Source organism: Paraburkholderia sp. UCT70 (assembly GCF_050434085.1).
GTDB lineage: Bacteria > Pseudomonadota > Gammaproteobacteria > Burkholderiales > Burkholderiaceae > Paraburkholderia > Paraburkholderia tuberum.
In genome coordinates this window covers 3,077,093-3,101,833 of sequence record NZ_JBNPVZ010000002.1, presented here as the reverse complement: position 1 = coordinate 3,101,833, position 24,741 = coordinate 3,077,093, and the positions used below count along the sequence as shown (strand labels likewise).

Here is a 24,741-nt window from a genome sequence, read left to right as displayed (position 1 = left end):
CCATGCGCGAATAAAAAGGCCGAGGCCCTAACGGGGCTCGGCCTTTGATTTTTACTGCGGTCTTTTTAGCTGGCTTTACGAACCGGCGCGAAGCGCCGCTTGCTGAGCGACGGCCCGATACGACGGAATCGTTCCCGTTTGTGTTCTTCTTCGAAGTGCGCGAGCGACGGCTTGACCAGATCGCTGCGCGACACGATCCCCACCAGACGCATGCTGTTGCGATCGGCGACCACCGGGAGGCGTTCGAGCCCCAGCACGGCGAGCCGCGTCGCCACCAGCCGGCAGGTTTCGGATGACAAAGCAAACGCGGTGTTGTGTTGCGCGAACACGTCGGCGAGCGTCATCGCGCGCTTGCGTTCCGTGTCCTCGGCGCAGAAGCGTTCGAGCAACATGCGGTCGGCCACGCCGATCACCGCGCCGTCGCGCACCACCGGATACGCGCGGCGCAGCTGGTTCGCGCCGAACAGCGTCTGCAGCGTTGCGCCGACCGTCGTGGCGGCATCGACCGATTCGACCGAGGCGGTCATCACTTCGTCGACATAGTGGCGCTCGAGCGGATCGACGCCGTACTCGCGATAGATGTGATAGCCGCGTCGCGCGATTTTTTCGGTCATGATCGAGCGCCGCATCACGACCGTGGAGAAGCCGTGCGCGATCAGCGTTGCCGTCAGTAGCGGCAATAGCGCGTTGGCGTCGTGCGTGAGGCCGAACGCGAACACGATGGCCGTCAGCGGCGCGCCGAGCGTGGCACCAAGCGTCGCGGCCATGCAGACGAGCGGCCACAGCGCCGGTTCGCTGCCCGGGAGCCAATGCCCGAGCACCGCGCCGAGTCCGGCACCGAGCATCAGGAGCGGTGCGAGCACACCGCCCGACGTGCCCGAGCCGAGCGCGATGACCCACATCACCGCCTTCACGGCGAGCAGCAAAAGGGCGACCTGCACCGCAATGTGCTGATGCAGCAGATCGCCGATCACGTCGTAACCGACGCCGAGCGCGCGCGGTTCGAGCCAGCCGCCGATGCCGACGACGATGCCGCCGAGCGCAGGCCACCACATCCAGTGGATCGGCAGCTTGCCGAACAGGTCTTCCACCTTGTAGAGCGCGGCGGACAGGCCGGACGCCAGCGCGCCCGACAACACGCCCGCGACCGCGCACGACAGCAGCGACCAGCCATCGGGCGCGGCAGTCTGTAGCGGAAACAGCGGACCTGTACCGAAGAAAATAACGCGGGCGAAGCCAGCGACCGCGCACGCCACCGCGACTGGCAGGAAGCTGCGCGGCCGCCATTCGAACAGCAGCAGTTCGACCGCGAGCAGCACGGCCGCGAGCGGCGTGCCGAACACCGCGGTCATGCCGGCCGCCGCGCCCGCTACGAGCAGCGTCTTGCGTTCCGCCGACGTGACCTTCACGCACTGCGCGATCAGCGAGCCGAGCGCGCCGCCGGTCATGATGATCGGGCCTTCCGCGCCGAACGGCCCGCCGCTGCCGATCACGATGCCCGACGACAACGGCTTGAGCACCGCCACTTTCGGCGACATCCTGCTCTTACCGAACAGGATCGCCTCGATCGCCTCGGGAATGCCGTGGCCGCGAATCTTTTCGGAGCCGAAGCGCGCCATCAGCCCGACGATCAAACCACCGATCACCGGCACGCCGATCACCCAAATGCCAAGCGTATTGGTGGCGGGCGAGCGGTCGACGAACGACAGCGTGCCGAAGAAAAACAGATTGGTGAACAGGCGAATCAGGTTCAGCAGAACAAAGGCGGCAATCGTGCTGACGAAGCCGATGCCTGCGGCGAGCGCGAAGATGCCGGGCAGCCGTGCATTCGTCGCGAAGTCGCGTTTGTGGGAATCCATGCTCATGGTTAGTCGAGGTCGATCCGTGGAACCTGGAAGGAGCCTTCGAGCGATCTCAATTCGGCGCGATGCAGTTCCGCAAGCCGTTCGAGTACCCGTTCTCCCGCTCTTTCGATGTGTACTTCAACCTGGCGGCGATCGGTCTCGCTGACCTGGCGGCGCACGAGATTCAGTGCCTCGCAGCGCGATACCAGCGCGACGACGCCGTGATGTTGCGCCTGCAGACGCTCCGCGAGTTCGCCGACGGTCGCCCAGTCGCGCTCCGGATAGCCCTTGATGTGCAGCAACAACAGGTATTGCAACGGCGTGATGCCCTCGCTTTGCGCGGCCTGCTCCGAGAAGCGCTCGAAGCGCCGCATCTGGTAGCGAAACTGCGACAACTGCTCGAAATCGCTCTTAAGGAGCTTGCGAGTCCGTACTTTCATGGCAAATCCGCCGATGCGAAGAAAACCGAAAATATATCACGTCATGACGTATATAAGCGAATTGCGGCCGTCGCAACGGCATTGCGCGGCAGGTCTCCTCGGTCTTTTAATTGAAAATCAGGCCGCCTCGCGGGCTCGGGTGGCGGTTTGCCGATACAGGCCGGAGATCAGGTCCACCTGCGTGATCATGCCGACCGCGCGGCCCGCGCGGTCGAGCACCGGGATGTGGTGATGGCCGAAGTTCGCGAACATCGGCACGAGTTCCGTGATCGGATCGGTGACGGCGACGGTGCAGACGTCGGTGGTCATCACGCTGCCGACGTTCGACGTGCGAAGCGCATCGCCGCGCAGCCAGCCGTCGAAGTAGTTCAGGATCGGACTGAGCGCGCCGAAGCTCCTTCTGTCGACGAAATCGGCGCGCGTGACGATGCCTAGCAGTTTCTGCGCCGCGTCGACGACCGGCAGCGCCTTCACGTTGTGGCGCTTGAACAACTGCCATGCGGCGGCGGCGCGCGTGCCCGGCGACACCGACACGACGTGGCGCGACATCACGTCTTCGCAGCGCAGTTCGTCGAAGCTGCGCGAGAACGCCTGAAGCTGGGTTTCGCGCAGCAGTGAATAGAGGTCGTCGGTGTCGATGTCGAGCAGTTCGTCACGGCGCCCGAGCACGGCTTTGACGTCTTCGCGCGTGAAGCCGACGCGCGCGGCTTCGTCGGCGGCCTGGCTCGGCGACGCGCGGTGCTGGCATCCCGCATGCGGATAACGGTGGCCGGTTGCCGCGTGATAGACGAGCGCCGCGAACAGCAGCGCGGCCGACTGGATCGCGATCGGTTCGAGCACGAAGCGGTAGCCGAGCGCATGAATGACCGGGCCGCCCAGCACCGCGGTCAACGCGACCGCGCCCGACGGCGGGTGCACGCAGCGCAGCGCGAACATGCCGGAGATCGACAGCGCCACCGCGAGGGCGGCCGCCAGCGTCGGATCGCCGATCAGCATCGCGCAGGTTACGCCGACCGTCGCGGACACGAGGTTGCCGCCGATGAACGACCATGGCTGCGCGAGCGGGCTCGCGGGCACCGCGAACAGCAACACGGCGGAAGCGCCCATCGGCGCGACGAGCAGCGGAATATTTGCGACGGGGCCGAGCAGCAGATACATCAGACCGCCGGTGAACGCGATGCCGAGCAGCGCGCCGAGGCACGAACGCGCACGCTCGTGCCATTTCACGGTGACCGGTGCAGGGAGAAAGCTGGCAAGCCAGCCGAGAGCAGGAGAGCGGGACAAGATAGGAGCAGAAAGTAGTCGATGATGCCGGGCCCGACATTACCGGGGAGACCCTGGCAACGCGAATACAGTCTGGTCATGATTATATTTCAATATGATATAAAAAGTTCTCCGCCCCTTGCGCGGCGCGCGGAATCTGTCGCATATCGCAGACAGTCGAGAACACGGCCGACGTGCTTCAGCATGGCCCTAAATCACCCCTCGGCGCGTTCTTGTTTATCACGTCGTGATATAAAATGAGAGCAGACGGATTGGGAGGACCGGTTGGCCCGTTGCCTGATAGACCGATAAAGGAGCCATCATGATGATCACGTTTCAATCGACGGCGTCGCCGGATGTCGTCATGCTCAGGGATCTCGCGCAATATCTGCTTGGTCTGATCGGCAAGCGGCTCGGCGAGCGGGGCGTTATCAGCCACGACGAGCTGCACCGCGCGATCGATCGGCTCGAAGCCGCCATCACCGAAGACACGGCCGCGGAAACGACCCTCGAAGCGTTGCACTGCTCAACCAGTAATCAACGCGAGTCGCGCAACCGGCTGTCGCAGCGCGCGTGGCCGTTTCTGGACATGATGCGTGCGGCGCGCGACTCGGACGCGGACATCATCTGGGGGCTGTAGTTCGTCGAGGGAATCGCGATGAAACAACTTGCGTCGCGTCGAGGTTTCACAATCCTCCTTATTTCGGTTTGCGCCGTTCCGCTTGCCTATGCGTTCTCACCCGCGCAGCAGACCGGCCGATACCCGCAGCCGGTGCGCGGCTCTTGCACCGCATCGTGCGGCACCGGAGTGCGAAGCAGTGTGATCGGCGTGTATGGCGGCACCCTTGTCGACCAGTTGTCCAGCGGAGCGGTGGTGCTCGTGAAATGGCCGAACGGTTCGCCGCACGAGGCATGGACCGCTCGGTCGCATGGCTATGGTTTGCCCGTCGATCCCGCGGCAAACGCTGCTCATGTTTTCTTTCTGTGGCCTGAGTCGTAGCGCGGCGTTCCTGACCGCCGCGCCGAGCAACCGCTATTTCAGGGCAGGGATTCGGTGGTAACCGAAACTCGCAAATAGCGCCTGTCTGACGGCGTTTCTGTAGGTATTTGCGTGCATCGGTGTTGCGCGGTATGTATCACGAATTGACATATAATTAATTGACCACGTGCCGCGCGGCGCAAGGAGGTTCTCATGTCGAGCTTCAAGCGCATTCTTCTCTGCTACGACGGAACTCGCGAAGGACAACACGCGTTGAAGGACGGTGCCGCTCTCGCGCAAGACCTGAACGCTGAAGTGCATCTGCTTTCCGTGCTCAACAATACGGCGTGGATGCAGGGCGCGGACATCACGTCCGCGGTGCCGGTCGATTTCATCAACGAATCCGCCAAAACGCTGCTCGACGAGGGCTTACAGAAGCTCGCCGCACGCGGAATTCGCGCGACCGGTCATCTCGCGATCGGCGAACCACTCGATGAGATTCCGTTTTTCGCTAACGATCTGAAGGCCGATCTGGTCGTCGTCGGTCATCGTCGCAGTCATGGACTCGCGCGATGGTGGGGTGGCCGGCACGACGGACTGCTGCTCGATCGCGTGACGTGCAGCGTGCTGGTGACGATGGGCGCGGCAACCGATGCGCCGGCCGCAGTCGCAGGCACGGGCGAGATCGCGCGGTCCGCCGAACATTCATGAGCGTCGTTTTGTGTGTTGAGTTGTGTTGCGTTGGCACGGAGGCACACCATGAAAGACGTCGACGAACCGTTCAATCATCCTCAGCCCGTCAGGCACAGCGATAACGAACAGAGCAAGCTGCCGCAGCGCGCCGCCGATGCGCAGCGGCCGAAGAAAAAACCCGAAGGCGAGCCGCCGGTCGAGTGACGAGGGGCGGCGCCACGCCGTTCAGTTCGCGCGGAAACACTAAAACGCTGCCAGCCCGAAAGCGTGGCAGCGTTTTGTCATGCATGCAAACCGCTGGCACAGGCGACCGACATCACGTCAGACAATCAGAAGTCGGTGCTGACCGACAACAGGAACGTACGCGGTGCGCCCTGGGTCAGGTACGTCGTCGCGCCGTAGGCCGACACGGCTGACCAGTACGCCTTGTTCGTCACGTTCTGCACGGTGGCGCGCAACGTCGTCCTCTTGCCGTAGATGGACGTCTCGTAACGCGCCCCCAGGTCGAAGCGGCTCCACGACGGGATCGACAGCGTGTTGGCCGCGTTCGCTTCCTGCGCACCGGTATGGATCCAGCGCGCGTTGACCGCGAGCCCCGGCACCATCGGAATGTCGTAATCGGCGCCCAGGTTGAACAGGAAAGTCGGCACGCCCACCGGACGGTTGCCGTCGTACGTTCCGCCTTGTGTGTTCTCGAGCGTCGCGTCCATCAGCGAAGCGCCGGCCAGCAGACGCAGGCCCTTGAGCGGCTCGCCGTGCACTTCGGCTCCGAGACCGCGATGGCGTTCGTTGCCGTTCAGGCCATAGATATGCGTGGCCGGGTCGGTGAACGCCGACGGCTGTTCGATCTGGAAAGCGGCAAACGACGCACCGAGCCTTTCGGTGTCGTACTTGACACCCACTTCCCACTGCTTCGTGCGGACCGGCGCCAGTTGTTGACCGTAGTTCAGCGTGCCCGCCGGGGCGATGCTGCCCGCGGCCAGCGCTTCGCTGCGGTTCGCGAAGATCGACACCTTCTGCGTCGGGCGCAGAACGACGCCGAACAGCGGCGTCGTGATGCCGTCGCTGTAGTTGCCGCTGCCGATGCCCGTGTTGTCGTAGTTGGCCGTCGCGATCTGCTGGCGACGCGCGCCGACGGTGAACAGCACCCGGTCATGCAGGAAGCCGAGCGTGTCGGACGCGGACACGCTGCGGATCACCGTGGTGGCCGTCATGCCCGGATCGGCCAGGTTGCCGCCTGACATCGTCGTGGCCGGGTAAGGCGTCTGCACCGTGTTGTAGAGCGAGACCGGCCCCATGAAGGCGTAGGTCCACGCGGAGTTGGTGTTCTCGCTCGTGATGGCGCCGCCCGCCGCAACCATATGCGACACCGGGCCAGTGTCGAAGCGGCCGCGCACGCCGACTTCGGCGGAGGTCGAATTCTGGTTGTACGGCACGCCGAGACGGGCACCGGTGACGCCGGTCGACGAATAGGTCGGCGAGTAGTACTCACCTTGCTCGACCGTGCGGCGCACACCACCGGCCGCATAAGCGGTCCAGCCCGGCAGGAAGTCGTATTCGGCCTTCAGGATGCCGACGGTGTCTTCGAGGTTCGTGTACGACCAGTTCTGCGCGTAGTTGTACGTTGCCGGCGGCACGGCGGGAATCGCGTCGGTGAAGTAGACGACCGGGCGGCCGTCGCTGACGTGCTCGCGCTGATACAGGAAGTCGCCGGACAGACGCAGCTTGTCGCCGCGCCAGTCGAGCGCGACGGCCGTGGTGTTGTCGCGGCGGTGTTCGCCGTCGATGCTCGTCTCGCCGTCACGATTCGCCTGGTTCACGCGGATCCCGAACTGGCCTTCGCTGCCGAAGCGTCGGCCGACGTCCACCTGCGCGCCGAACTCGCCGGAGCCGCTGGTTGCGAGTGTCACGTTGGTGGTCGGCGTGTCCTCCGCTCGCTTCAGCTGCACGTTCACGCCGCCGCCGATCGCCGAGCCCGTCGGCGAAGCACCGTTCAGGAACGCGTTGGCGCCCTTGAACACGTCGACCCGCTCGACCGCCGCGGTCGAGACCAACTGGCGCGGCGTAACGCCGTACAGACCGTTGATCGAGATGTCGTCGGCATTGAGCTGGAAGCCGCGAATCACGAACACTTCCGAGAAGTTGCCATAGCCGTACGCGGTTCGCACCGACGGGTCGTTTTCGACCACGTCGGCGAGCGTGCGCGCCTGCTGATCCTTGATCAGCTTGGCCGTGTAGGTCGTCATGCTGAACGGCATGTCGATGTTGCGCTGCTTGCCGAGCACGCCGTAGTCGGCGCCGCGTGCGACCTGGCCGCCTGCGTATGTCGGCGACAGGTCGCCGGGCAACTCTTCGACGGCGGCCGCCTGAACCTTGATGGCGGGCAGCGTGCCGTCGGCGGCGGGGGCGGAGTCGGTGGATTGAGCGAACGCGCTGGCCGGGACACTGAAAGCGACGGCGATGGCGGCAAGGATGGTGGCGCGATGCAGAGTGGCTTGAGCAGGCGTGGCCTGCGGGCGATTCCAGCGTGAAACGGACATGAATTGGAAAGTAGGCGTGCTCGTCGATCTTCCGTCCCGGGGCGCTAGTTGGAATCCGGGCGGCATTTTTCCTGGTTGCACGCGCGGATGATGCCGTTTATGTAAGCAGTCCGAGCGCGGAACGAAAGGTTCGGCGGAATTATAGTGCAAATAGGAATCATTCCTATTGTAGAGGCGCAACGTTTTACAGAACTGATGGCAAAAGTGGAGGTTTTCGATGACGTCGAGCCGCCGCGACGCACCGGTTTGACGCCGACGCAGGCGCGGTACAGCGCTTGCTACCCGCCCAAAGGTTTACTCGCAGGCCGCCATACATGCCACGAAATCCGACTACCTGCCAGAGGTGGAGCGCCCGAGAGGTCCAGCTATTGCACGACGTGCCGCGCGTGCTCGTCATCGACGACAACGAGAACGCCGGCGAAGCGCTTGCCACCTGGCTTTCCTACGAGGGCGTCGAGGCGCGCGCCGCGACCGGCTGCACGGCGGCGCTGCACTGCGTGCGCAACTGGGTGCCCGACGTCGTCGTGCTCGACATCATGATGCCGGAGCGCGACGGCTACGAAACGGCGAGCGCGCTGCGCCGCTATCTGCCGACGCACAGCCTCGGCATCGTCGCGTTTACGTCGCTGGACGAGGACCACGTGAGGCAAACCGGCCGCGAGCGCCACAACTTCGACGGTTATTGCCAGAAGGGCACGGCGCCGGCCGCGCTGCTCGCACTGCTGCGAGGGTTGTGGCGCGGCTAGCGACGGGGCGCGCGTCGATAAAAAAGCGCGGCGGCGTGGGCATCGCTCCACACCGCCGCGCTTTTCAACCGCGCTCTTTAGTCGGACGCGCAACCCGCCGCGCTCAACTGCTCAGCTCTTTCGCGCGGTCTGCATCCAGCCGGCTTGCACGCCGAACTGCGCGATCTGTTTCGCGACTGCATCGGCGAGGCGCTTTGCATCGTCCGACACGCCCGCGCGCTTCGTTTCGGTCACGCCGTGCAGGCCCGCGCCGGCCGCTGCCGCGGTCGCGACGGTGCCGGCCGCCGCGCCGACCCCGGCGGTTTCGACCATGCCGGGCATCTTGCCGCTGTCCGCGTTGGCCGTGAAGCTCTGCACGACACGCGGCGTGCCGCCCGCGGGCTGGTAGACGATCCGCACCGCGCTGCTCACCTCGCTCTTGCCCGCGCCCAAGCCGATCAGCGTGCGGCGACGGCGATTGCCAGCGTCGATCGTCTCGAAGCTGCCTTGCACGAGCAGCACGTTCTGGCCGGCGGGCACCGGCGCGTCGGTGCGCACCGCGTGCAGACCCATCGCCTGCAGCTGATGGACGATCTCGTCGGCGACCTGCTCGCGCACCTGGGCGGCATCGGCAACCTGCTTCTGCGCGTCCGACGAGCCCGACATCTGCATCTTCAGTTTTTGCAGCATGCCGCCGTTGTCGAGCTTGACCTGCTGCGGATCGGCATCGAACGTGTAGACGTAGATCGTGTCCGGATGCATCGTCGATTGCGTGCCTGCGTCGGCCGTCGCGGACGTGCTCGTCGCGCTCAGATTCGTGACGCTGGCGCCGGCGCAGCCGCTCAGCAGCGCGCCGCCGCACACGAGTGCCATGCAGGTGAAACGGGCGGCGTTCTTTTTGATGAAGTTCACTGAAGTCAACATGATGATCCTGTGGTCGGCACGCGGTGCCAGTCTGTTCGAGTCCATCGCCGATGATCGGGCAACCGTGGGATCGTCGATCATCGGCGAAGGGATTCGCACGTGAAGCCTTTCGATCTCATGCGTCTGTGATTCGTCACGCACCGGCAGCGAACGAAGTATGGGTGAGCGGCTCGCCGAACTCCATTCAACAATTATTTCGAGCGATGTCACGGCGAAACGAAGAAGAGCGCGCGGACGTCGAGCCGCCGATCAGTTCAAAGCGAGCTTGACGATGCAGCACAGGACGAAAACTAGCAGGGCGGCGGCAATGGCCATGTCAAGCGGATAGCGCATTCCTTCACCCTGCCCTGACGTTGCGGAGCTCCTATCGTAATCACCTGACGGAAGATGAAAAGCGTCAGTGAAGCGCCAATGTGGGACAGGTAACGTAGTCCCGGAAAGCTGCGCGGGGCGGGGCGGCGGGAGCGCTTCCGGCGCAAAGAAAAGGCGCCACGTGGGGCGGCGCTTTATTCGCAATTCGCGATGAAAATTTATTGCGGTTGTGCCGCTGGCTGACCCGGCGGCGGACCATGCGGCGCCTTGTTCGCCGCCACGAGATCTTCGGCGAGACTCGTGCGTAGCGTCGCGATCGCCTGCTCGGGATTGGCGGGCTTCAGTTGCTCGCGCGCGAGCGAGTCGTACACGTAGTGACGCAGCATCGGGTCCTGGGTCTTGTTCAGCACGTCGTGGTAGACGGCGATGATCTCGCCTTCATGACCGTTTAGCGCGTATAGACGGCGCAGTTGTTCGAGATCATTGATCACCGCGAAAGCTGGGCTCGGATGACCCATCATCGGACCATGCCCCGGCGGCCCGTCGCCGCGCGGGCCGCCGTCGTGCATAGCGGCGGGCGGGGGCGGCGGCATGCCGTCGTCGGCGAGCGCGGCCGTCGCGATGATGCCAAGAACCGCGGCCACGGCCGTGCCGAAGAATGCTTTTCTCATGATGTCGCTCCCATCGAAAACAGCGCCGGCGCCACGATGGACCGGCTCCTCGCAACGATAGTCGACCCGCTGATTCGTCGGGTTACGAAAGCCATTCAGTAACTTTCCGAGCCTTTCGCGGCGCGCGGCTTAGCGGCGCGGACCTCGAAGCGACGCAAGTTGCCGTGAACCGGTTTTCGCCAGGGTGAGCCCGCTGGCGCAACCCAGCCAGATAGCGCATGATTGCTCCGATGTGCCGTGCGACCCCAAAAGCACCTTGCTGTGGCGGCACGCGCGGCACACGCAGCCGCCGGCATCGGCGTCGCGCCTGGTGCGGGCGACGCAGAGGCGATGAGTCTTCAACCGCAAGGAGGATTTCGCATGGACCGACCCGATGCAGCCAATCCGTTTGGCGATCTAACCAAAATGCTGGAGCAGTTCAAGCTCCCCGGCTTCGACGTGCCCGCCATCATGGAAGCGCGCCGAAAGGACATGGAAGCGCTGGTTCAGGCGAATCAGACAGCATTCCAGGGGATGCAGTCGCTCGCGCAGAAACAGGCCGACATGCTGCGCACCACGCTGGGCGAGCTACAGGCGCTGACTGCGCAGCTCACGGCGGCCGGCACCGCGCCGTCGAGCAAAACCGCGGAGCTGATCCAGCAGAGCCTGCACAAATCGCTCGCCGACATGCAACAGCTCGCACAAGCCGCGTATCAGACGCAGGCGGAGTCGTATGGGGTGATCGCGAAACGCGTCGAGGAGAACGTGCAGGAGTTGAAGTCGCTTCTTCAGCAACAGAAGAAGTAGCGCACGCCGCGAGTTCCGGACGATCTATGACGCGGAGGGCCGCCAGGCCCTCCGCTTTTTTTGCCCGTCGGGATTTGCGTCGCAAGCCTCACGTAGTCAGAGGAATGTGGACTCCGCCCGCTCGTTATTCGGCAGACGCTTACATCGATGAACAAACGCTGCTCACGTTCGCAACTTTTACGCGTGGCGGCCGTAATTTTCGCAGTCGGTCAGTTCTAAACGTCAGACGGAAACCGAATAAGCGTCAAAGCATTGTCGCCAAAAGGCTTTGCCCACGCTGATCAAACCCGGTCGATCGATTCAACAACTCCGAACAGTTTCGATCGCGCCGCAAACGATTGCCGCGCGCCATTCCCCTGACTAAAGTTTCGCCTCCCCTTTCCGTAGACGCATTCACGCAGCCCAACCGGCGTGAAGGCAACCGGCTTTGCCGGTCAGGTGTGCGCCCCTAGTCTCGCGTTTGTGATCGGCTACATGCAGGTCGCGGCGTTTCACCTCGAAGGAAATCTCTTGAAACCGATGCTTCTTACCCGCATTGCCTGCGCAATGCTCGGGGCAAGCTGCGCGTTGCCGTTCGGCGCGCACGCGACGCTCGGCCAGAACGCCAGCACCGTCGACGGCGATCAGACGCGCCTGCATGCGGTTGCTCGCGCGGCCAGCGCACAGGGCGCGTTTTCGGTGCATGCGCTGACGCTGCCGTCCGGCACCCAGGTGCGCGAATACGTGGCGGCCAACGGCATCGTGTTCGGCGTCGCGTGGGATGGCCCGACGCTGCCCGATCTGAAGGCGATGCTCGGCGCGTCCTTCGATGCCTACGTCGCCGCCAGCACGGCGCGGCGCGGCGCGCCGCTCGCGGTCTCGAACAGTGATCTCGTGGTGTTCTCGAGCGGCCATCTGCGCGCGTTCACCGGCTACGCCTATCTGCCGCAGGCGGTGCCCGCGGGCGTCGACGTCAGCGTTATTCAATAACGGAGCGAATCATGCGATCCAGGTCTTCGTGGATGACTCTGCTGGGTGCGGCGCCCATCGTGGTTCTCGCGCTGCTGTTGAGCGCGTGCGGCGGCGGCGGCGGCGGGGGCGGCAGCGCGAGCACCACGGCCAATTCGAGCACCTCCAGCAACTCGAACGGTTCGGGCAGCTCGACCAGCTCGTCGGGTTCGACCGTGACCAACACGTCGCCGTCGCCGCAGGTGCTGGCCGCCAACGCGGTGCGCGTGACGGTCGACTCGGGCGTCAGCAACGTGCCGAACATGCCGTTCGTCAGCATCACGGTCTGCGCGCCCGGCACCAGCAACTGCCAGACGATCGATCACGTGCTCGTCGATACCGGCTCGTGGGGCGTGCGCGTGTTCGCGTCGCAATTGCCCGCGTCGATGAGCCTGCCGCAGCAGAAGGACGGCTCGGGCAACCTTGTTGCCGAATGCATGCAGTTCTTCGACGGCTACACGTGGGGCGCGGTGAAGCTCGCCGATGTGCAGATCGCGGGCGAGAAAGCCGCTGCGCTGCCGATCCAGGTGATCGATCCGGGCTATGCGTCGCTGCCGGGCGATTGCGCGGCCGTCGGCGCGGCGCGCAATACGCCGGCCGCCTTGCAGGCGAACGGCATTCTCGGCATCGGTGTGTTCAAGCACGACTGCGGCGCGAACTGCGTGCAACAGGCGATCCCCGCGACCTACTACGGGTGCAGCGGCACCAGCTGCACATCGATACCGCTCGCGGAGACGTGCCAGGTCGCCAATCCGGTGCCGTACTTCGCGATCGACAACAACGGCTCGATGCTCAGTCTGCCGACCGTGTCGGGCGGCGCGCCATCGGTGTCGGGGCAACTCGTGTTCGGCATCGGCACGCAGAGCAACAATGCGCTCGGCGGGGCGCAGGTGGTCGGTGTGAGCCCGTCGAACGGCACGTTCACGACGGTGCAGAACGGCACCACGTATACGCGCAGCATTATGGACAGCGGCTCGACGGGACTCTTCTTCCAGACCACCTTGATGCCGGCCTGCGCGAGCCCGAACAGCGCTTATTACTGCCCGAGCTCGACGCAGCAGTTGAGCGCGATGATCGAAGGCGTGAATGGCACGACGAGCGCGGTGACGTTCAACGTCGGCAATGCGATGTCGATCGCGCAGACTTATAGCGGCGACTCGGCATTGCCGCTGCTCGCGGGCCCGGCGTTCGTCACGTCGACGGTGTTCGACTGGGGGCTGCCGTTCTTCTACGGTCGCAATGTCTATGCGGCGATCGAGCAGCAGTCGACGCCGGGTGGGAAGGGGCCTTATGTGGCGTACTGAAGTCGCGTATTGAAGTGGCGAGCCGAGCGCGTGTAGCCGGTTGCTCGCGGCTCGATGATGCGCGTCATATGCGCCCGCTGCCGGCTGGTCCGGCGGCGGGCTTTTTTATGCGCTTGTTGGCTCGCGGTCGCCCCGCTTGTCGCGCTTGTCACCCGCTGCCGCGATCACGCGATGCACAAAGCGCAGCTTGTCGACCACCGGCGCGGCGAGCGTGAACGGATAGCCGTCGGGCATGCCGAGACTGCGATTCAGACTGTTCAGCGCATAGGTGAGCGGAAACCAGCGCTTCATCAGATTGCCGAAGCTCGCGTCCTCGACCGGCGTGCGGTCGGTCAGCGTCGGCTCGCTCGGATCGTCGGGCAGCAGCGCGAGGCCGTAAGACGTCGACGTGTCGAGCACGTCGACGATCAGCAGATAGTGCGCCCATGTCTCCGCCCAGTCTTCCCACGGATGCATCGTCGCGTAAGCGCTGATGTACGACGCCTGCCAGTCGGCCGGCGCGCCGTCGCGATAGTAGGCGTCCAGCGCTTCGCCGTAGTCGGCCTGCTCGTCGCCGAACAGCTTGCGAAACGGTTCGAGCCAGCGCGGCTCGGTTTCGATCAGGTGGCGGAAAAAGTAGTGGCCCGTCTCGTGGCGGAAGTGGCCGAGCAGCGTGCGGTACGGCTCGCCCATCGCGGTGCGCACTTTCTCGCGATGCGCGTCGTCCGCCTCGGCGATGTTCAGCGTGATCAGCCCGTTGTCGTGACCGGTCATCACGGGCTTGCCGGCGCCGCCGTCGGCGAGAAACTCGAAGGCGAGACCGCGCTCGGGGTCCGCGTCGCGCGATCGCACGTCGAGGCCAAGCTCGCCCAGCGTGTACAGCAGACGCCGCTTCGCGACTTCGAGCCGGTACCAGTAGAGCCGGTTTTCCGGTTCGCTCAGATTCGGAATCGTGCGGGTCAACTGGCAGGCGTGGCACAGCGTGTCGGGCGAATCGGCTGGGATCATCCAGTTGCAGACGTTTTCGACCGCGTAGTTGTGGCATTGTCGGAACAGTGCGCCATTCGCCTCGGGATGCAGGCTGCGCCAGCGGCCGTCGCCGGCGTCCCCGAACGCGCTGATTTCCCGCAGTTCAGGCAGATAGCCGAGCAGCGACTCGCAGCGCTCGCAGCGGACGTTCTCGTAGAACACGAGTTGCGCGCAGCGATTGCAGTGGAAGGTTTTCATCTGGCGGGCCTCGTGATCGGTGCTATGTCGTTTGCGGTGATGAGCCATGGTAAGCGGCATCATCAACGCGATAGCGGACGAAAGCCGGTCGCAATCTTCATGCCGCGATTGCCAGACGTCACCGCTTTAACGCACAGTACGGTCATGATCGTGCATCGGCGCTGCGCCGCTTTGGTGCACGGTCCGACGCGAGCCCGCGGCAGGGCGCGCGGTACGCAACGCAAACGCAGTTCAGACAACACCAAACGATTCATACGGGTTTGTCCAGCAACGGCATAGAGCTTGCTTTTTTGGCGGGCTGCCCCCCTTCGTCGAGGAGTCCGGAGTGTCCATACGCGTCGCGTTGCATCACGTTACTCATTACCGCTACGACAGGCTGGTCACGCTGTCACCCCAGGTCGTGCGGCTGCGGCCCGCGCCGCATTGTCGTACGCCGATCCTGTCGTACTCGATGCGCGTCGAACCCGCGAGGCACTTCATCAACTGGCAGCAGGACGCGTTCGCCAACTATCAGGCGCGGCTCGTGTTTCCCGAGCAGACCCGTGAGTTCAAGGTGAGCGTCGATCTGGTCGCCGAAATGGCCGTCTACAACCCGTTCGACTTCTTTCTCGAACCATCGGCCGAGCAATTTCCATTCGACTACGCGCCGGAGCTGGCGGCCGAACTCGCGCCCTACCGCGTGAAGCGGCCGATGACGCCGCGCTTCGCCGAGTTCGTCGCGAGCATCGACCGCACGCCGGCCGGCACCGCGAACTTCCTGGTGGCGCTGAACCAGCGGCTGCAACGCGAGATCCGCTACCTGATCCGGATGGAGCCGGGCGTGCAGACGCCGGAGGAAACCTTGACCAACGCGGCGGGCTCGTGCCGCGATTCGGGCTGGCTGCTCGTCGAGACGCTGCGGCAGCTGGGCTTCGCGGCGCGCTTCGTGTCGGGCTATCTGCTGCAGCTCGCGCCCGACGTCAGATCGATCGACGGCCCGAGCGGCACCGAGGTCGACTTCACCGACCTGCACGCGTGGTGCGAGGTCTATCTGCCAGGGGCGGGCTGGATCGGGCTCGATCCGACCTCGGGGCTGCTTGCGGGGGAAGGGCACATACCGGTCGCGTGCACGCCGGAGCCGGGCAGCGCGGCGCCGATCTCGGGTGCGGTCGACGAAAGCGAGGTCGAGTTCGGACACACGATGTCGATCGAACGCGTGCTCGAGTCGCCGCGCGTCACGAAGCCGTATAGCGAAGCCGCGTGGCACGACGTGCTGAAGATGGGCGCGCGGGTCGACTACGAACTCGCCGACATGGACGTGCGACTGACGATGGGCGGCGAGCCGACCTTCGTATCGGTGCGCGATCGCGACGCCGCCGAATGGAACACCGACGCGCTTGGACCCACCAAGCGCGGCTACGCGGTCGCGCTGATGGACCGGCTGCGCGACCGCTACGGCGCGAACGGCTTCCTGCATATCGGCCAGGGCAAGTGGTATCCGGGCGAGCAGTTGCCGCGCTGGGCGATGTCGCTGTACTGGCGCGCCGACGGCGAGCCATGCTGGCACAACCCGGCCCTGTTCGCCGACGAACGCGAGCCGGGCCGCTACACGGCCGCCGACGCGCAACGCTTCATCGCGCATCTGGCCGCGAAGTTGTCGCTCGACCCCGACTGCATCCAGCCCGGCTACGAAGACACCTGGTACTACCTGTGGCGCGAGCGTCGCCTGCCAGTCAACGTCGATCCGTTCGACTCGCGGCTCGACGACGAGCTCGAACGCGCGCGACTGCGGCGCGTATTCGACGCCGGGCTCGCGAGCCCGGCGGGCTACGTGCTGCCGATCGGCCGCGAGCGCGGCGCGCCGGGCATCACGCCGACGTGGATCACGGGCCGCTGGTTCTTCCGCGACGACCGCATGTATCTGATTCCCGGCGATTCGCCGATGGGCTACCGGCTGCCGCTCGAATCGCTGCCGTGGGTGTCGAAGACCGACTATCCGTATCAGCACGCGCACGATCCGTTCGCACCGCCGCAGCCGCTGCGCACGGCCGCGCAGTTGCGCGTGCAGTACGAAGGCGGGCGCGAGGGCCGGCAGATCACCGAGGAACAGACGAGCGCGCGGCAGGCGGCCGCGCTGTCGCTGCCGGCGGCCGATCTGCTGAGCGGCATGCCGCACGGCGGCGTGCTCGCGTATGCGTCGCAGCGCCATGACGAATCGCTGCCCGCGCTTGGCGAATCGTCGAAGGACACGCTGCGTACCGCGGTGTGCGTGGAGGTGCGCGACCCGAAACGCGCGGCCGGCCCGGAAGCCGAAGCCGATTCGTTCGGCAGCGGCCGTACGCTGCTGCACGTATTCGTGCCGCCGCTGACCGATCTCGACGACTATCTCGACCTGCTCGCCGCAGTCGAAGCGACGGCCGCGGAGCTGAAGATGCAGATCGTGCTCGAAGGCTATCCGCCGCCGCGCGATCCGCGTCTGAAAGTGCTGCAGGTGACACCGGACCCCGGCGTGATCGAAGTCAACATTCATCCGGCCGCGAACTGGGACGAGCTCGTCGATCACACCGAGTACCTATATCAGTCGGCCGCGCACAGCTATCTGAGCAGCGAGAAGTTCATGCTCGACGGGCGCCACACTGGCACCGGCGGCGGCAATCACTTCGTGCTCGGCGGCGCGACGCCGGCCGACAGCCCGTTCCTGCGCCGGCCCGATCTGCTCGCGAGCCTGATCGCGTACTGGCACAACCATCCGTCGCTGTCGTATCTGTTCTCGGGACTGTTCATCGGACCGACGAGCCAGGCACCGCGCGTCGACGAAGCGCGCAACGATCAGGTCTACGAACTCGAGATCGCGTTCTCCGAACTGCAACGCCAGGTCGATCTGCTCGGCGGCCGCGACAGCGGCAACCTGCCGCCGTGGACGATCGACCGCGCGCTGCGCAACATCCTGATCGACGTGACCGGCAACACGCACCGCGCCGAGTTCTGCATCGACAAGCTGTATTCGCCCGACGGCCCGACCGGCCGCCTCGGCCTGCTGGAGCTGCGCGGCTTCGAGATGCCGCCGCACGCGCGCATGAGTCTCGTGCAGCAACTGCTGCTGCGCGCACTGGTCGCGCGATTCTGGCGCATGCCGTACACGCAGCGGCTCACCCGCTGGGGCACCGAGTTGCACGATCGCTTCCTGCTCGGCACCTTCGTGAAGATGGATTTCGACGACGTGCTCGCCGAGCTCGGCGAAGCCGGCTTCGCCTTCGATAGCGCCTGGTTCGCGCCGCACTTCGAATTCCGCTTCCCGCTCGTCGGCGAGATGACGCTGAGCGGCATCGACCTGACGATCCGCAATGCGCTCGAACCATGGCACGTGATGGGCGAGGAGGGCGCGAGCGGCGCCACGGTGCGCTATGTCGATTCGTCGGTCGAGCGGCTCGAGGTGCGCGCGCTCGGGTTGAACGGCAATCGTCACGTGCTGAGCGTCAACGGCGTGCCGGTGCCTTTGCAGCCGACCGGCCGCGTCAGCGAGTACGTGGCCGGCGTGCGTTTTCGCGCGTGGTCGCAGTCGTCGGCGCTGCATCCGACGATCGGCGTACACGCGCCGCTCACGTTCGACCTCGTCGACACATGGAGCGGCCGCTCGCTCGGCGGATGCCAGTATCATGTCGCTCATCCGGGCGGGCGCAACTATCAGACCTTCCCGGTGAACGCCTACGAGGCGGAAAGCCGGCGACGCGCGCGCTTCTTCGCGTCGGGTCATACGCCCGGGCCGCTCGTCGTGGGCGGACCGCAGCGCAGCCGCGAGTTTCCGTTCACACTCGATCTGCGCCACCGTTGAAAAACACGCATCACTGACAGCAAACGACCTTGGCCTTTCAATCGACTTTGCCCTTCGAAGCGTCCGCCATGCCGGCGGACGCTTCGTCCCTGTTGCGATTGCTGCCGGGTCATGACGGACATTGGGACGAGCTGCGCGACGCGTCGGGCGCGCTTCGCGAGCCGTGGCGGCAGTTCTTCGCACTGCTCGACGAAGACGGCGTGGCGCGGCTCGCGGACCATCACGCGTCGATCGCGCAGCAGATCCGCGACAACGACATCAGCTACAACGTCTACGCGGACAACGGCAAGTCACGGCCATGGGCGCTCGACCTCCTGCCGTTCCTGATCAGCGAGGCCGAGTGGGCGCACCTCGAGCGCGGCGTCGCGCAGCGCGCGCATCTGCTCAACGCGATCGTTGCCGACATCTACGGACCGCGGACGCTGCTCGAACATGGCCAACTGCCGCCCGCGCTGGTGTTCGGCCATCCGGGCTATCTGCGTTCGGTGAAGGGCTTTACGCCGCCCGGCGGTCAGTATCTGCAGGTCGTCGCGCTCGATCTCGCGCGTACGCCGGGCGGCGAGTGGAGCGTGATCGCGCATCGCACCGAGGCGCCGTCCGGCCTCGGCTACGCGCTCGAAAACCGCCTGATCGTGTCGACGCTCCTCGCGGAGCCGTTCCGCTCGCTGCGCGTGAGCCGGCTCGCGCCGCTCTATTCGCAACTGATCGCGACGCTCGTGCAGGCCGCGCAAGCGACGATGCGCAACGAGGAAAGCGCTGACGCGTCACCGCATATCGCGCTGCTCACGCCTGGGCCGTACAGCGAAACCTATTTCGAGCATGTGTTTCTGGCGCGCTATCTCGGCGTCACGCTGGTCGAAGGCAAGGATCTGACCGTGCGCGGCGACCGGCTCTATCTGAAGACCCTGGCCGGCCTCGAACGCGTGCACGTCGTGCTGCGCCGTCTCGACGACGCATTCTGCGACCCGATCGAACTGCGCGCCGATTCGACGATCGGCGTGCCGGGGTTGTTGCAGGTGATGCGCGCGGGCAATGTGATCGTGTCGAACGTGCCGGGCTCGGGGTTCGCCGAGTCGCCGGCGTTGCACGGTTTCATGCCGGGTATCGCCGAAGCGTTGCTCGGCGAAGAGCTGCTGCTGCCCGGCGTGCCGACCTGGTGGTGCGGCGAACGGCCCGCGCGCGAGCATGCGTTCGCGCATCTCGACGACGCGTTCATCGTGCCGACCTGGCCGCTCACGGGACGCGATGCGCCGCCCGGCATCGAAGGGGGCAGGCAGCCCCTCGCGGCATGGCGCGAGCGCATCGACGCGTTGCCCGACGCGTTCACGATCCAGCAGGAGCAGCGCTTTTCCTGCACGCCGCGCTTCGAGGAGGGCACGATCGGCGGAAGGCCGTCGGTGCTGCGCGTCTATGCGATCGCCGACGTCAACGGCGGCTGGCACGTGATGCCGGGCGGTTTCACGCGCATGGCCGCGGAGCGTCAGACCACGGTATCGATGCAGCACGGCGGCAGCAGCGTCGATACCTGGGTGCTGTCGAGCCAGCCAAGCTCGACGTTCACGCTGCTGCCTTCGCCGATGCAGCCCGCCGATCTCACGCGCAAGCATCGTACGGTATCGAGCCGTGCCGCGGAGAACCTGTTCTGGGCGGGCCGTTACGGCGAGCGGGCGGAAAACAACGTGCGTCTGCTGCGGCTGATTCTCGGCTCGCTCGAAAGCAACGACGCCGATTCGATGTTCGCGACGCTGGTCGAACTCGCGACGTGGTGCGGCCTCGTGCAGTCGGGCGACTTCGCGTCGCCGCACGGGCTGCCGTCGCCGCAGACGTTCGAGCGCGCGCTCGTCGCGAATCTCGGCGAGAGCGCGGGCAGCGTCAGCATCAGCCAGAACCTCAATTGCCAGGCGCGCGCGAACGGCGAGGTGCGCGGGCGTTTGTCGAATGATCATTGGCGCATGATCCTCGCGGCGCGCAACGACTTTCAGGACGCGTTGCAGGTGTTGTCGCCAGCCGTGGGCGCGGGCAACGGCGGCGCGGGTGCCACGAACAGCGGCAATGCGTTCGATCGCTACGACCGCGTGACGCTCGCAAATGCGCTCGAGCATCTGTCGGTGCAACTATCGGCGATCAGCGGCGCGCAAGGCGACCGCATGACGCGCGATGAAGCGTGGCGGCTGCTGTTCGTCGGACGTCATATCGAGCGCGTCGCGACGATGGCCGCGTTCATGCGCGGTGTTGCCGTGAACGGCCAACTCGCGACGCCGGCCGGCTTCGATCTGCTGCTGCAAATGTTCGACAGCACGCTCACGTATCGCTCGTTGTATCCGGGGCGTTTCGAGGTGCCCGCGCTGCTCGATCTGCTCGTGATCGAGCCGCACAATCCGCGCGGTATTTATGGCGTGTACGAGCGGCTGCGTAACAAGCTTGACGAGATCGCCATCGCGGCGGGCAGCGTGCGGCATCGGCCGTTCGCAGAGTTGCTGCCGCCCGTCGAGGTGCTGCCGTCGCTCGAATCGCTGTGCGAGGTCGACGAACACGGTGCGTATGTCACGCTCATCGCGTTGTGCGATCAGATCGGCGGCTTCGCCAACGCGGCCGCGCATGAGATCAGCGCGCGCTATTTCAGTCACGCGACCACGGTCGCCTCGCAGGTGTGGGCATGAAGAACGCGTCGACGGTGCTGTCTGTTTCGCATCGCACTGTTTACCATTACTCGACGTATGTCGAAACCGCGCAGCATCTGGCGACGATCCGGCCGCTCGCGTGTCCGTGGCAGCGTGTGATCTCACGCAGCGAGCGGATCGAGCCGCAGCCGTCGTATCAGCATAGCCGCATCGACGCATTCGGCAACGACGTGCTGTACTTCGCGCTCGATACACCGCACGAGCGCCTGCAACTCGTCAGCGAAACCACGGTCGCGCTGACGCCGCGCTGGACCGACCTCGACGCCGAGGCTACCCCCGGCTGGGAAACGGTGGCCGAGGCGCTGCGGTTTCGCTTGGGCGGCGCGTTCCGTGCCGAGGCGGAGTACTGCTTCGCTTCGCCGAATATTGCGCTACGGCCGACGCTGCGCGCCTATGCGTTGCCGAGCTTCACGCCCGGCCGGTCGCTCGTCGCGGGCGCGATCGATCTGATGCATCGTATTCACGAGGACTTCACGTACAAGCCATCGGCGACGCTGTTCGATACGCCGGCCGAGCGCGCGTTCGAACTGAGGAGCGGCGTGTGTCAGGATTTCGCGCAGGTGATGATCGGCTGTTTGCGCTCGCTCGGTTTGCCCGCGCGCTACGTCAGCGGCTATCTGCGCAACGATCCGCCGCCGGGCCAGCCGCGGCTGATCGGCGCGGATGCTTCGCATGCGTGGGTGTCGGTGCATTGTCCGGCTAGCGGCTGGATCGATCTCGATCCGACCAATGACGTGCTTGCCGATCTCGATCATGTAACGCTTGCGATCGGGCGCGATTACAGCGATGTGTCGTTACTGCGTGGGACGATTCTCGGCGGCGGCGCGCATCGGATGGAAGTGGGGGTGACGGTGTTGGGGTTAGAATGACGCGGCCCCTGTCAACGCGCCTGCGATGATTTCCAACCAGTACATCAGCCGGATTTCCCTTTTACGCGAGAAGGTCGACTCGTTCGACCGCTATCCGTTTTGTCTACCCGCCATCCGGGCGTTCGAATCGCTGGTCCCGCACCCGAAGGTCACGTTTCTGATCGGTGAAAACGGCTCGGGAAAATCGACATTTCTTGAAGCGATCGCGGTGTCGATGGGATTCAATCCGGAGGGCGGCACAAAGAACTTCCACTTCGGAACGCGCCATTCGCATTCGAATCTGGCGGACTATCTGCGTATCGCGAAGGGTGTCAGGCATCCTAAGGATGGCTTCTTTCTTCGCGCCGAAAGTTTTTTCAACGTCGCAACCGAAATCGAAAACCTCGATGCGGAGGCGGGACTCGGGCCGCCGGTCATCAATTCGTATGGCGGCCGCTCGCTGCATGAGCAGTCGCACGGGGAATCGTTCCTGGCTCTGCTGATGAACCGGTTCGGCGGCAAAGGACTTTATCTGCTCGACGAACCGGAAGCCGCGTTGTCACCGCAACGGCAGCTTGCCGCGCTTGCCCGAATCCACGCTCTGGCGAGCGACGACTCGCAGTTTGTCATCGCGACGCACTCGCCGATCCTGATGGCTTATCCCGAGGCGGCGATCTATCACTTTCATGCGGACGGCGTGTCGCAAGTGGCCTACGAGGAAACGGAGCACTACCAGGTTATGCGCTCCTTTCTGATGAACCCGCGGCGCATGCTGGATACTTTGCTGGGCGGCGAGTAGCGGGTGTCCGCTACGTGCGGGCTATGGCGAATGCAACCTTCACTGCGATAATGTCGAAAACGTCGCCGGAGTTCACATCCTCATGAAGTCCCTTTGGTTCGCAGCAGCGCTGGTCTTTCTCACCGCCGGCTGCACTTCGACCTCGGCGCCGGCGGACAATCAGACGGCAGCCAATACGGACGCCTACATGCTGCACACGCCTGACGGCGCGTCGCCCGCCGACTCCGCGTCGAGACCACCGCGACTCACCGTCGGCACCAGCTATTCCGACACGCAACTGATTCTGCCGTGGTTTCTCAACGACATCATCAACTTCGTCAACTATCGCTAGTCTGGTGGATAGGCGAAGGAACCCCGAAGGTGTTTTAAACGATTTTGAATGGCCGTGTCGAACGGCTGGAACTGGGCCGAACTACGCCAATCATCGGGCGCGTGTGTCGGACGGTGCATCAGTTGGCCAACGAGGGTAAGGCTTACGAGTACGACGAGACGGTGGCCCATTTGGCGCTGTCATCGGACTACCCCGAGTCGATCCAGATGTTGCCCATTGACTGGCAGTTGCCGTGCGGTGCTTTCAAGCAGGGCGCCGGCCCGCAGTAGGCTATGTGCAAGGATTCCATCAACCTACGACTCCCGCCCGCGTCCTCACGAAGGCCGTTGGGCGTTTCTTCCTGTCCTTTTCGGTGTGGTTCGGAACGCGGAATTTTCCTCGGTATGCACGCTTGCGCGCACCGCCAGCGGCAACAAAAGGCGCGCGGGGCGATCCTGTGGTTAGCGTGGCCAGAAACAGCGGGCGGGCGTGACAGTAGTGCTGTCGTGACAGCGCGGATGACTCAAATCGGCTAGGTGAACTATCATGGTAGAAGCATTCATCAGCGCAGGAGCACATCATGACCTCCAATCCATCCGCTGAGCCGACCGGCACCTCTCTCGACCCCGCGCAAACTTCCGCCGGCAAGACTCGCCAGCCCCGTCCGAAGGGCCTGAAAAATCCGGCCCCAGACGACCTTCCTAACGCCGACGCGGCAGAGCCCGAGCCTCACGAGCACCTCCCGTCCAGAAGCGACGACAACTGATTCAACACCGCCGGTGCCGACGTCGTCCGCATGACAATCCGCGCGGTGGGTTCGCGAGTGGATCGCGCATGCTTTCGCGCCGACGCCGTGAAGTCGGGGAGCGCTCGCGGTTCACGCAAATGGCTCGACGCATTTCGTCCAACAAAGTCACGGCCCAGTTTGAACCGCACAGGAGCAGATCATGCAGAACGTGCTGGTAGGTTATGACGGATCGGCGTCCGCGCAATATGCCGTTGCTTTCGCGGTCGATCTCGCGAAGCGTTTCGACGCGCGCTTGCATGTGCTCGTCGTCGCGCGCACGCCGGACTGGGGTGCGATAGAAGTTGAGCGAAAAAACCTGATCGATCTGGAAGTGCGCCATGCCACCGAGATCCTCGACGACATCAAGGCGAAGCTCGCCGCTTCGATCGGGGCCGTGGAGTTCGATCTCGTGGTCGGCCCGCCGGCAAAGGAGATCGTGCTGTACGCGGAGCGGCATGCTATCGACCATCTCGTGGTGGGGCATCGCGGACATACGCCGTTCGATCGCTGGCTGATCGGTTCGGTCGCCCGCCAGGTGCTCGCCTACGCGCCGTGCGCGGTCACCATCGTGCGCGATCCGGCGACGATGAAAAAATCGCGGCATGAGAGCGAAGCACCATCGGCATAAAATCCGCACCTGGCCAATCACGCACACGGCTTGCGCGATTGCGACCACGTAGCGCCTATGGCGTCTTCCGGCCAGCGCTCATCGAGCGCTCACCCGATCTCTCTCCGGTCATTTGCGGGCCGTTAGGGCAACACTGAAGAATCATGAAATTGCAAAAGATCGAAGCTGGGAAACTGCTGCAGATGATGGGCTCAGGACAAACG

23 protein-coding genes are annotated in these 24,741 nt (G+C 64.8%); 16 read left to right on the top strand and 7 right to left on the bottom strand.

The genetic code is table 11. From position 1 onward, the window contains the following. Positions 1 to 65: 65 nt before the first annotated feature. The 3 genes from OKW41_RS16585 to OKW41_RS16575 form a co-directional block, all read right to left on the bottom strand. Complete coding sequence (locus OKW41_RS16585; protein ID WP_429573194.1) at positions 66 to 1,865, bottom strand: chloride channel protein; 1,800 nt, start codon at positions 1,863 to 1,865, stop codon at positions 66 to 68. 2 nt (positions 1,866 to 1,867) lie between these two features. Further along, positions 1,868 to 2,284: a MarR family winged helix-turn-helix transcriptional regulator gene (locus tag OKW41_RS16580; RefSeq protein WP_429444168.1), complete on the bottom strand. Its 417-nt coding sequence runs from the start codon at positions 2,282 to 2,284 to the stop codon at positions 1,868 to 1,870. Between the two features lie 117 nt (positions 2,285 to 2,401). Continuing rightward, complete coding sequence (locus OKW41_RS16575; protein WP_429573193.1) at positions 2,402 to 3,568, bottom strand: HPP family protein; 1,167 nt, start codon at positions 3,566 to 3,568, stop codon at positions 2,402 to 2,404. A gap of 301 nt (positions 3,569 to 3,869) precedes the next feature. Between OKW41_RS16575 and OKW41_RS16570 the strand changes: the two genes are divergently transcribed. From OKW41_RS16570 to OKW41_RS16560, 3 genes are all read left to right on the top strand, one after another. After that, positions 3,870 to 4,187: a DUF1840 domain-containing protein gene (locus OKW41_RS16570; protein ID WP_429444166.1), complete on the top strand. Its 318-nt coding sequence runs from the start codon at positions 3,870 to 3,872 to the stop codon at positions 4,185 to 4,187. A 552-nt stretch (positions 4,188 to 4,739) separates the two neighbouring features. Beyond that, complete coding sequence (locus OKW41_RS16565; protein ID WP_429444165.1) at positions 4,740 to 5,237, top strand: universal stress protein; 498 nt, start codon at positions 4,740 to 4,742, stop codon at positions 5,235 to 5,237. Between the two features lie 48 nt (positions 5,238 to 5,285). After that, entirely contained in the window at positions 5,286 to 5,423 is a 138-nt protein-coding gene (locus OKW41_RS16560) for a hypothetical protein (protein ID WP_429444164.1), read from the top strand. A 125-nt stretch (positions 5,424 to 5,548) separates the two neighbouring features. On the opposite strand, the gene OKW41_RS16555 is transcribed toward OKW41_RS16560, so the two are convergent. Then, positions 5,549 to 7,759 (bottom strand): TonB-dependent receptor, encoded by a 2,211-nt coding sequence (locus tag OKW41_RS16555; RefSeq protein WP_429573192.1) that lies wholly within the window; start codon positions 7,757 to 7,759, stop codon positions 5,549 to 5,551. Between the two features lie 314 nt (positions 7,760 to 8,073). Between OKW41_RS16555 and OKW41_RS16550 the strand changes: the two genes are divergently transcribed. Then, the gene (locus OKW41_RS16550) at positions 8,074 to 8,505 is read left to right on the top strand and encodes a response regulator (protein WP_429291618.1); all 432 of its coding nucleotides are present in this window, start codon (positions 8,074 to 8,076) and stop codon (positions 8,503 to 8,505) included. A gap of 111 nt (positions 8,506 to 8,616) precedes the next feature. Here OKW41_RS16550 and OKW41_RS16545 read toward each other — a convergent pair whose 3' ends face one another. Beyond that, positions 8,617 to 9,408, bottom strand: coding sequence for a DUF4410 domain-containing protein (locus OKW41_RS16545; RefSeq protein ID WP_187618695.1), 792 nt, complete (start codon positions 9,406 to 9,408; stop codon positions 8,617 to 8,619). Between OKW41_RS16545 and OKW41_RS16540 the strand changes: the two genes are divergently transcribed. Continuing rightward, the gene (locus OKW41_RS16540; protein WP_429447002.1) at positions 9,386 to 9,511 is read left to right on the top strand and encodes a hypothetical protein; all 126 of its coding nucleotides are present in this window, start codon (positions 9,386 to 9,388) and stop codon (positions 9,509 to 9,511) included. The two genes, OKW41_RS16545 and OKW41_RS16540, sit on opposite strands and share 23 nt — an antisense overlap. Positions 9,512 to 9,938: 427 nt before the next feature. On the opposite strand, the gene OKW41_RS16535 is transcribed toward OKW41_RS16540, so the two are convergent. Next, positions 9,939 to 10,391 (bottom strand): hypothetical protein, encoded by a 453-nt coding sequence (locus OKW41_RS16535; protein ID WP_429573191.1) that lies wholly within the window; start codon positions 10,389 to 10,391, stop codon positions 9,939 to 9,941. A 360-nt stretch (positions 10,392 to 10,751) separates the two neighbouring features. Here OKW41_RS16535 and OKW41_RS16530 point away from each other — a divergent pair, with 360 nt between their 5' ends. The 3 genes from OKW41_RS16530 to OKW41_RS16520 all read left to right on the top strand — a co-directional run bounded on the left by OKW41_RS16530 (position 10,752) and on the right by OKW41_RS16520 (position 13,468). After that, entirely contained in the window at positions 10,752 to 11,177 is a 426-nt protein-coding gene (locus OKW41_RS16530) for a phasin family protein (RefSeq protein WP_184063446.1), read from the top strand. 519 nt (positions 11,178 to 11,696) lie between these two features. After that, entirely contained in the window at positions 11,697 to 12,146 is a 450-nt protein-coding gene (locus tag OKW41_RS16525; protein ID WP_429573428.1) for a DUF2844 domain-containing protein, read from the top strand. A gap of 11 nt (positions 12,147 to 12,157) precedes the next feature. Continuing rightward, entirely contained in the window at positions 12,158 to 13,468 is a 1,311-nt protein-coding gene (locus OKW41_RS16520) for a DUF3443 domain-containing protein (protein ID WP_429573190.1), read from the top strand. Positions 13,469 to 13,573: 105 nt separating this feature from the next. Here the strand turns inward: OKW41_RS16520 and OKW41_RS16515 are convergent, their stop codons facing one another. Beyond that, a complete protein-coding gene (locus tag OKW41_RS16515; protein ID WP_429573189.1) occupies positions 13,574 to 14,674 on the bottom strand; it encodes a zinc-binding metallopeptidase family protein in 1,101 nt (366 codons plus the stop codon). Between the two features lie 325 nt (positions 14,675 to 14,999). Here OKW41_RS16515 and OKW41_RS16510 point away from each other — a divergent pair, with 325 nt between their 5' ends. The 8 genes from OKW41_RS16510 to OKW41_RS16475 all read left to right on the top strand — a co-directional run bounded on the left by OKW41_RS16510 (position 15,000) and on the right by OKW41_RS16475 (position 24,538). Next, the gene (locus OKW41_RS16510) at positions 15,000 to 18,485 is read left to right on the top strand and encodes a DUF2126 domain-containing protein (RefSeq protein ID WP_429573188.1); all 3,486 of its coding nucleotides are present in this window, start codon (positions 15,000 to 15,002) and stop codon (positions 18,483 to 18,485) included. Between the two features lie 68 nt (positions 18,486 to 18,553). Then, positions 18,554 to 21,145 carry a circularly permuted type 2 ATP-grasp protein gene (locus OKW41_RS16505; protein ID WP_429573187.1) on the top strand — a complete coding sequence of 864 codons (2,592 nt, stop codon included), beginning with the start codon at positions 18,554 to 18,556 and terminating at the stop codon, positions 21,143 to 21,145. After that, positions 21,142 to 22,035, top strand: coding sequence for a transglutaminase family protein (locus OKW41_RS16500; RefSeq protein WP_429573186.1), 894 nt, complete (start codon positions 21,142 to 21,144; stop codon positions 22,033 to 22,035). Before OKW41_RS16505 ends, OKW41_RS16500 begins: the two co-directional genes overlap by 4 nt. A 25-nt stretch (positions 22,036 to 22,060) precedes the next feature. Continuing rightward, entirely contained in the window at positions 22,061 to 22,813 is a 753-nt protein-coding gene (locus tag OKW41_RS16495) for an AAA family ATPase (RefSeq protein ID WP_429573185.1), read from the top strand. 82 nt (positions 22,814 to 22,895) lie between these two features. Next, positions 22,896 to 23,144, top strand: a complete 249-nt coding sequence (locus OKW41_RS16490; protein ID WP_429573184.1) for a hypothetical protein — start codon at positions 22,896 to 22,898, stop codon at positions 23,142 to 23,144. 122 nt (positions 23,145 to 23,266) lie between these two features. Further along, positions 23,267 to 23,413, top strand: coding sequence for a hypothetical protein (locus OKW41_RS16485; protein ID WP_429573183.1), 147 nt, complete (start codon positions 23,267 to 23,269; stop codon positions 23,411 to 23,413). Positions 23,414 to 23,703: 290 nt separating this feature from the next. Beyond that, on the top strand, positions 23,704 to 23,889 hold the full coding sequence (locus tag OKW41_RS16480; RefSeq protein ID WP_429573182.1) for a hypothetical protein: 186 nt from the start codon (positions 23,704 to 23,706) through the stop codon (positions 23,887 to 23,889). 181 nt (positions 23,890 to 24,070) lie between these two features. Continuing rightward, a complete protein-coding gene (locus tag OKW41_RS16475) occupies positions 24,071 to 24,538 on the top strand; it encodes a universal stress protein (RefSeq protein ID WP_184025129.1) in 468 nt (155 codons plus the stop codon). The last annotated feature ends 203 nt before the right edge of the window (positions 24,539 to 24,741 follow it).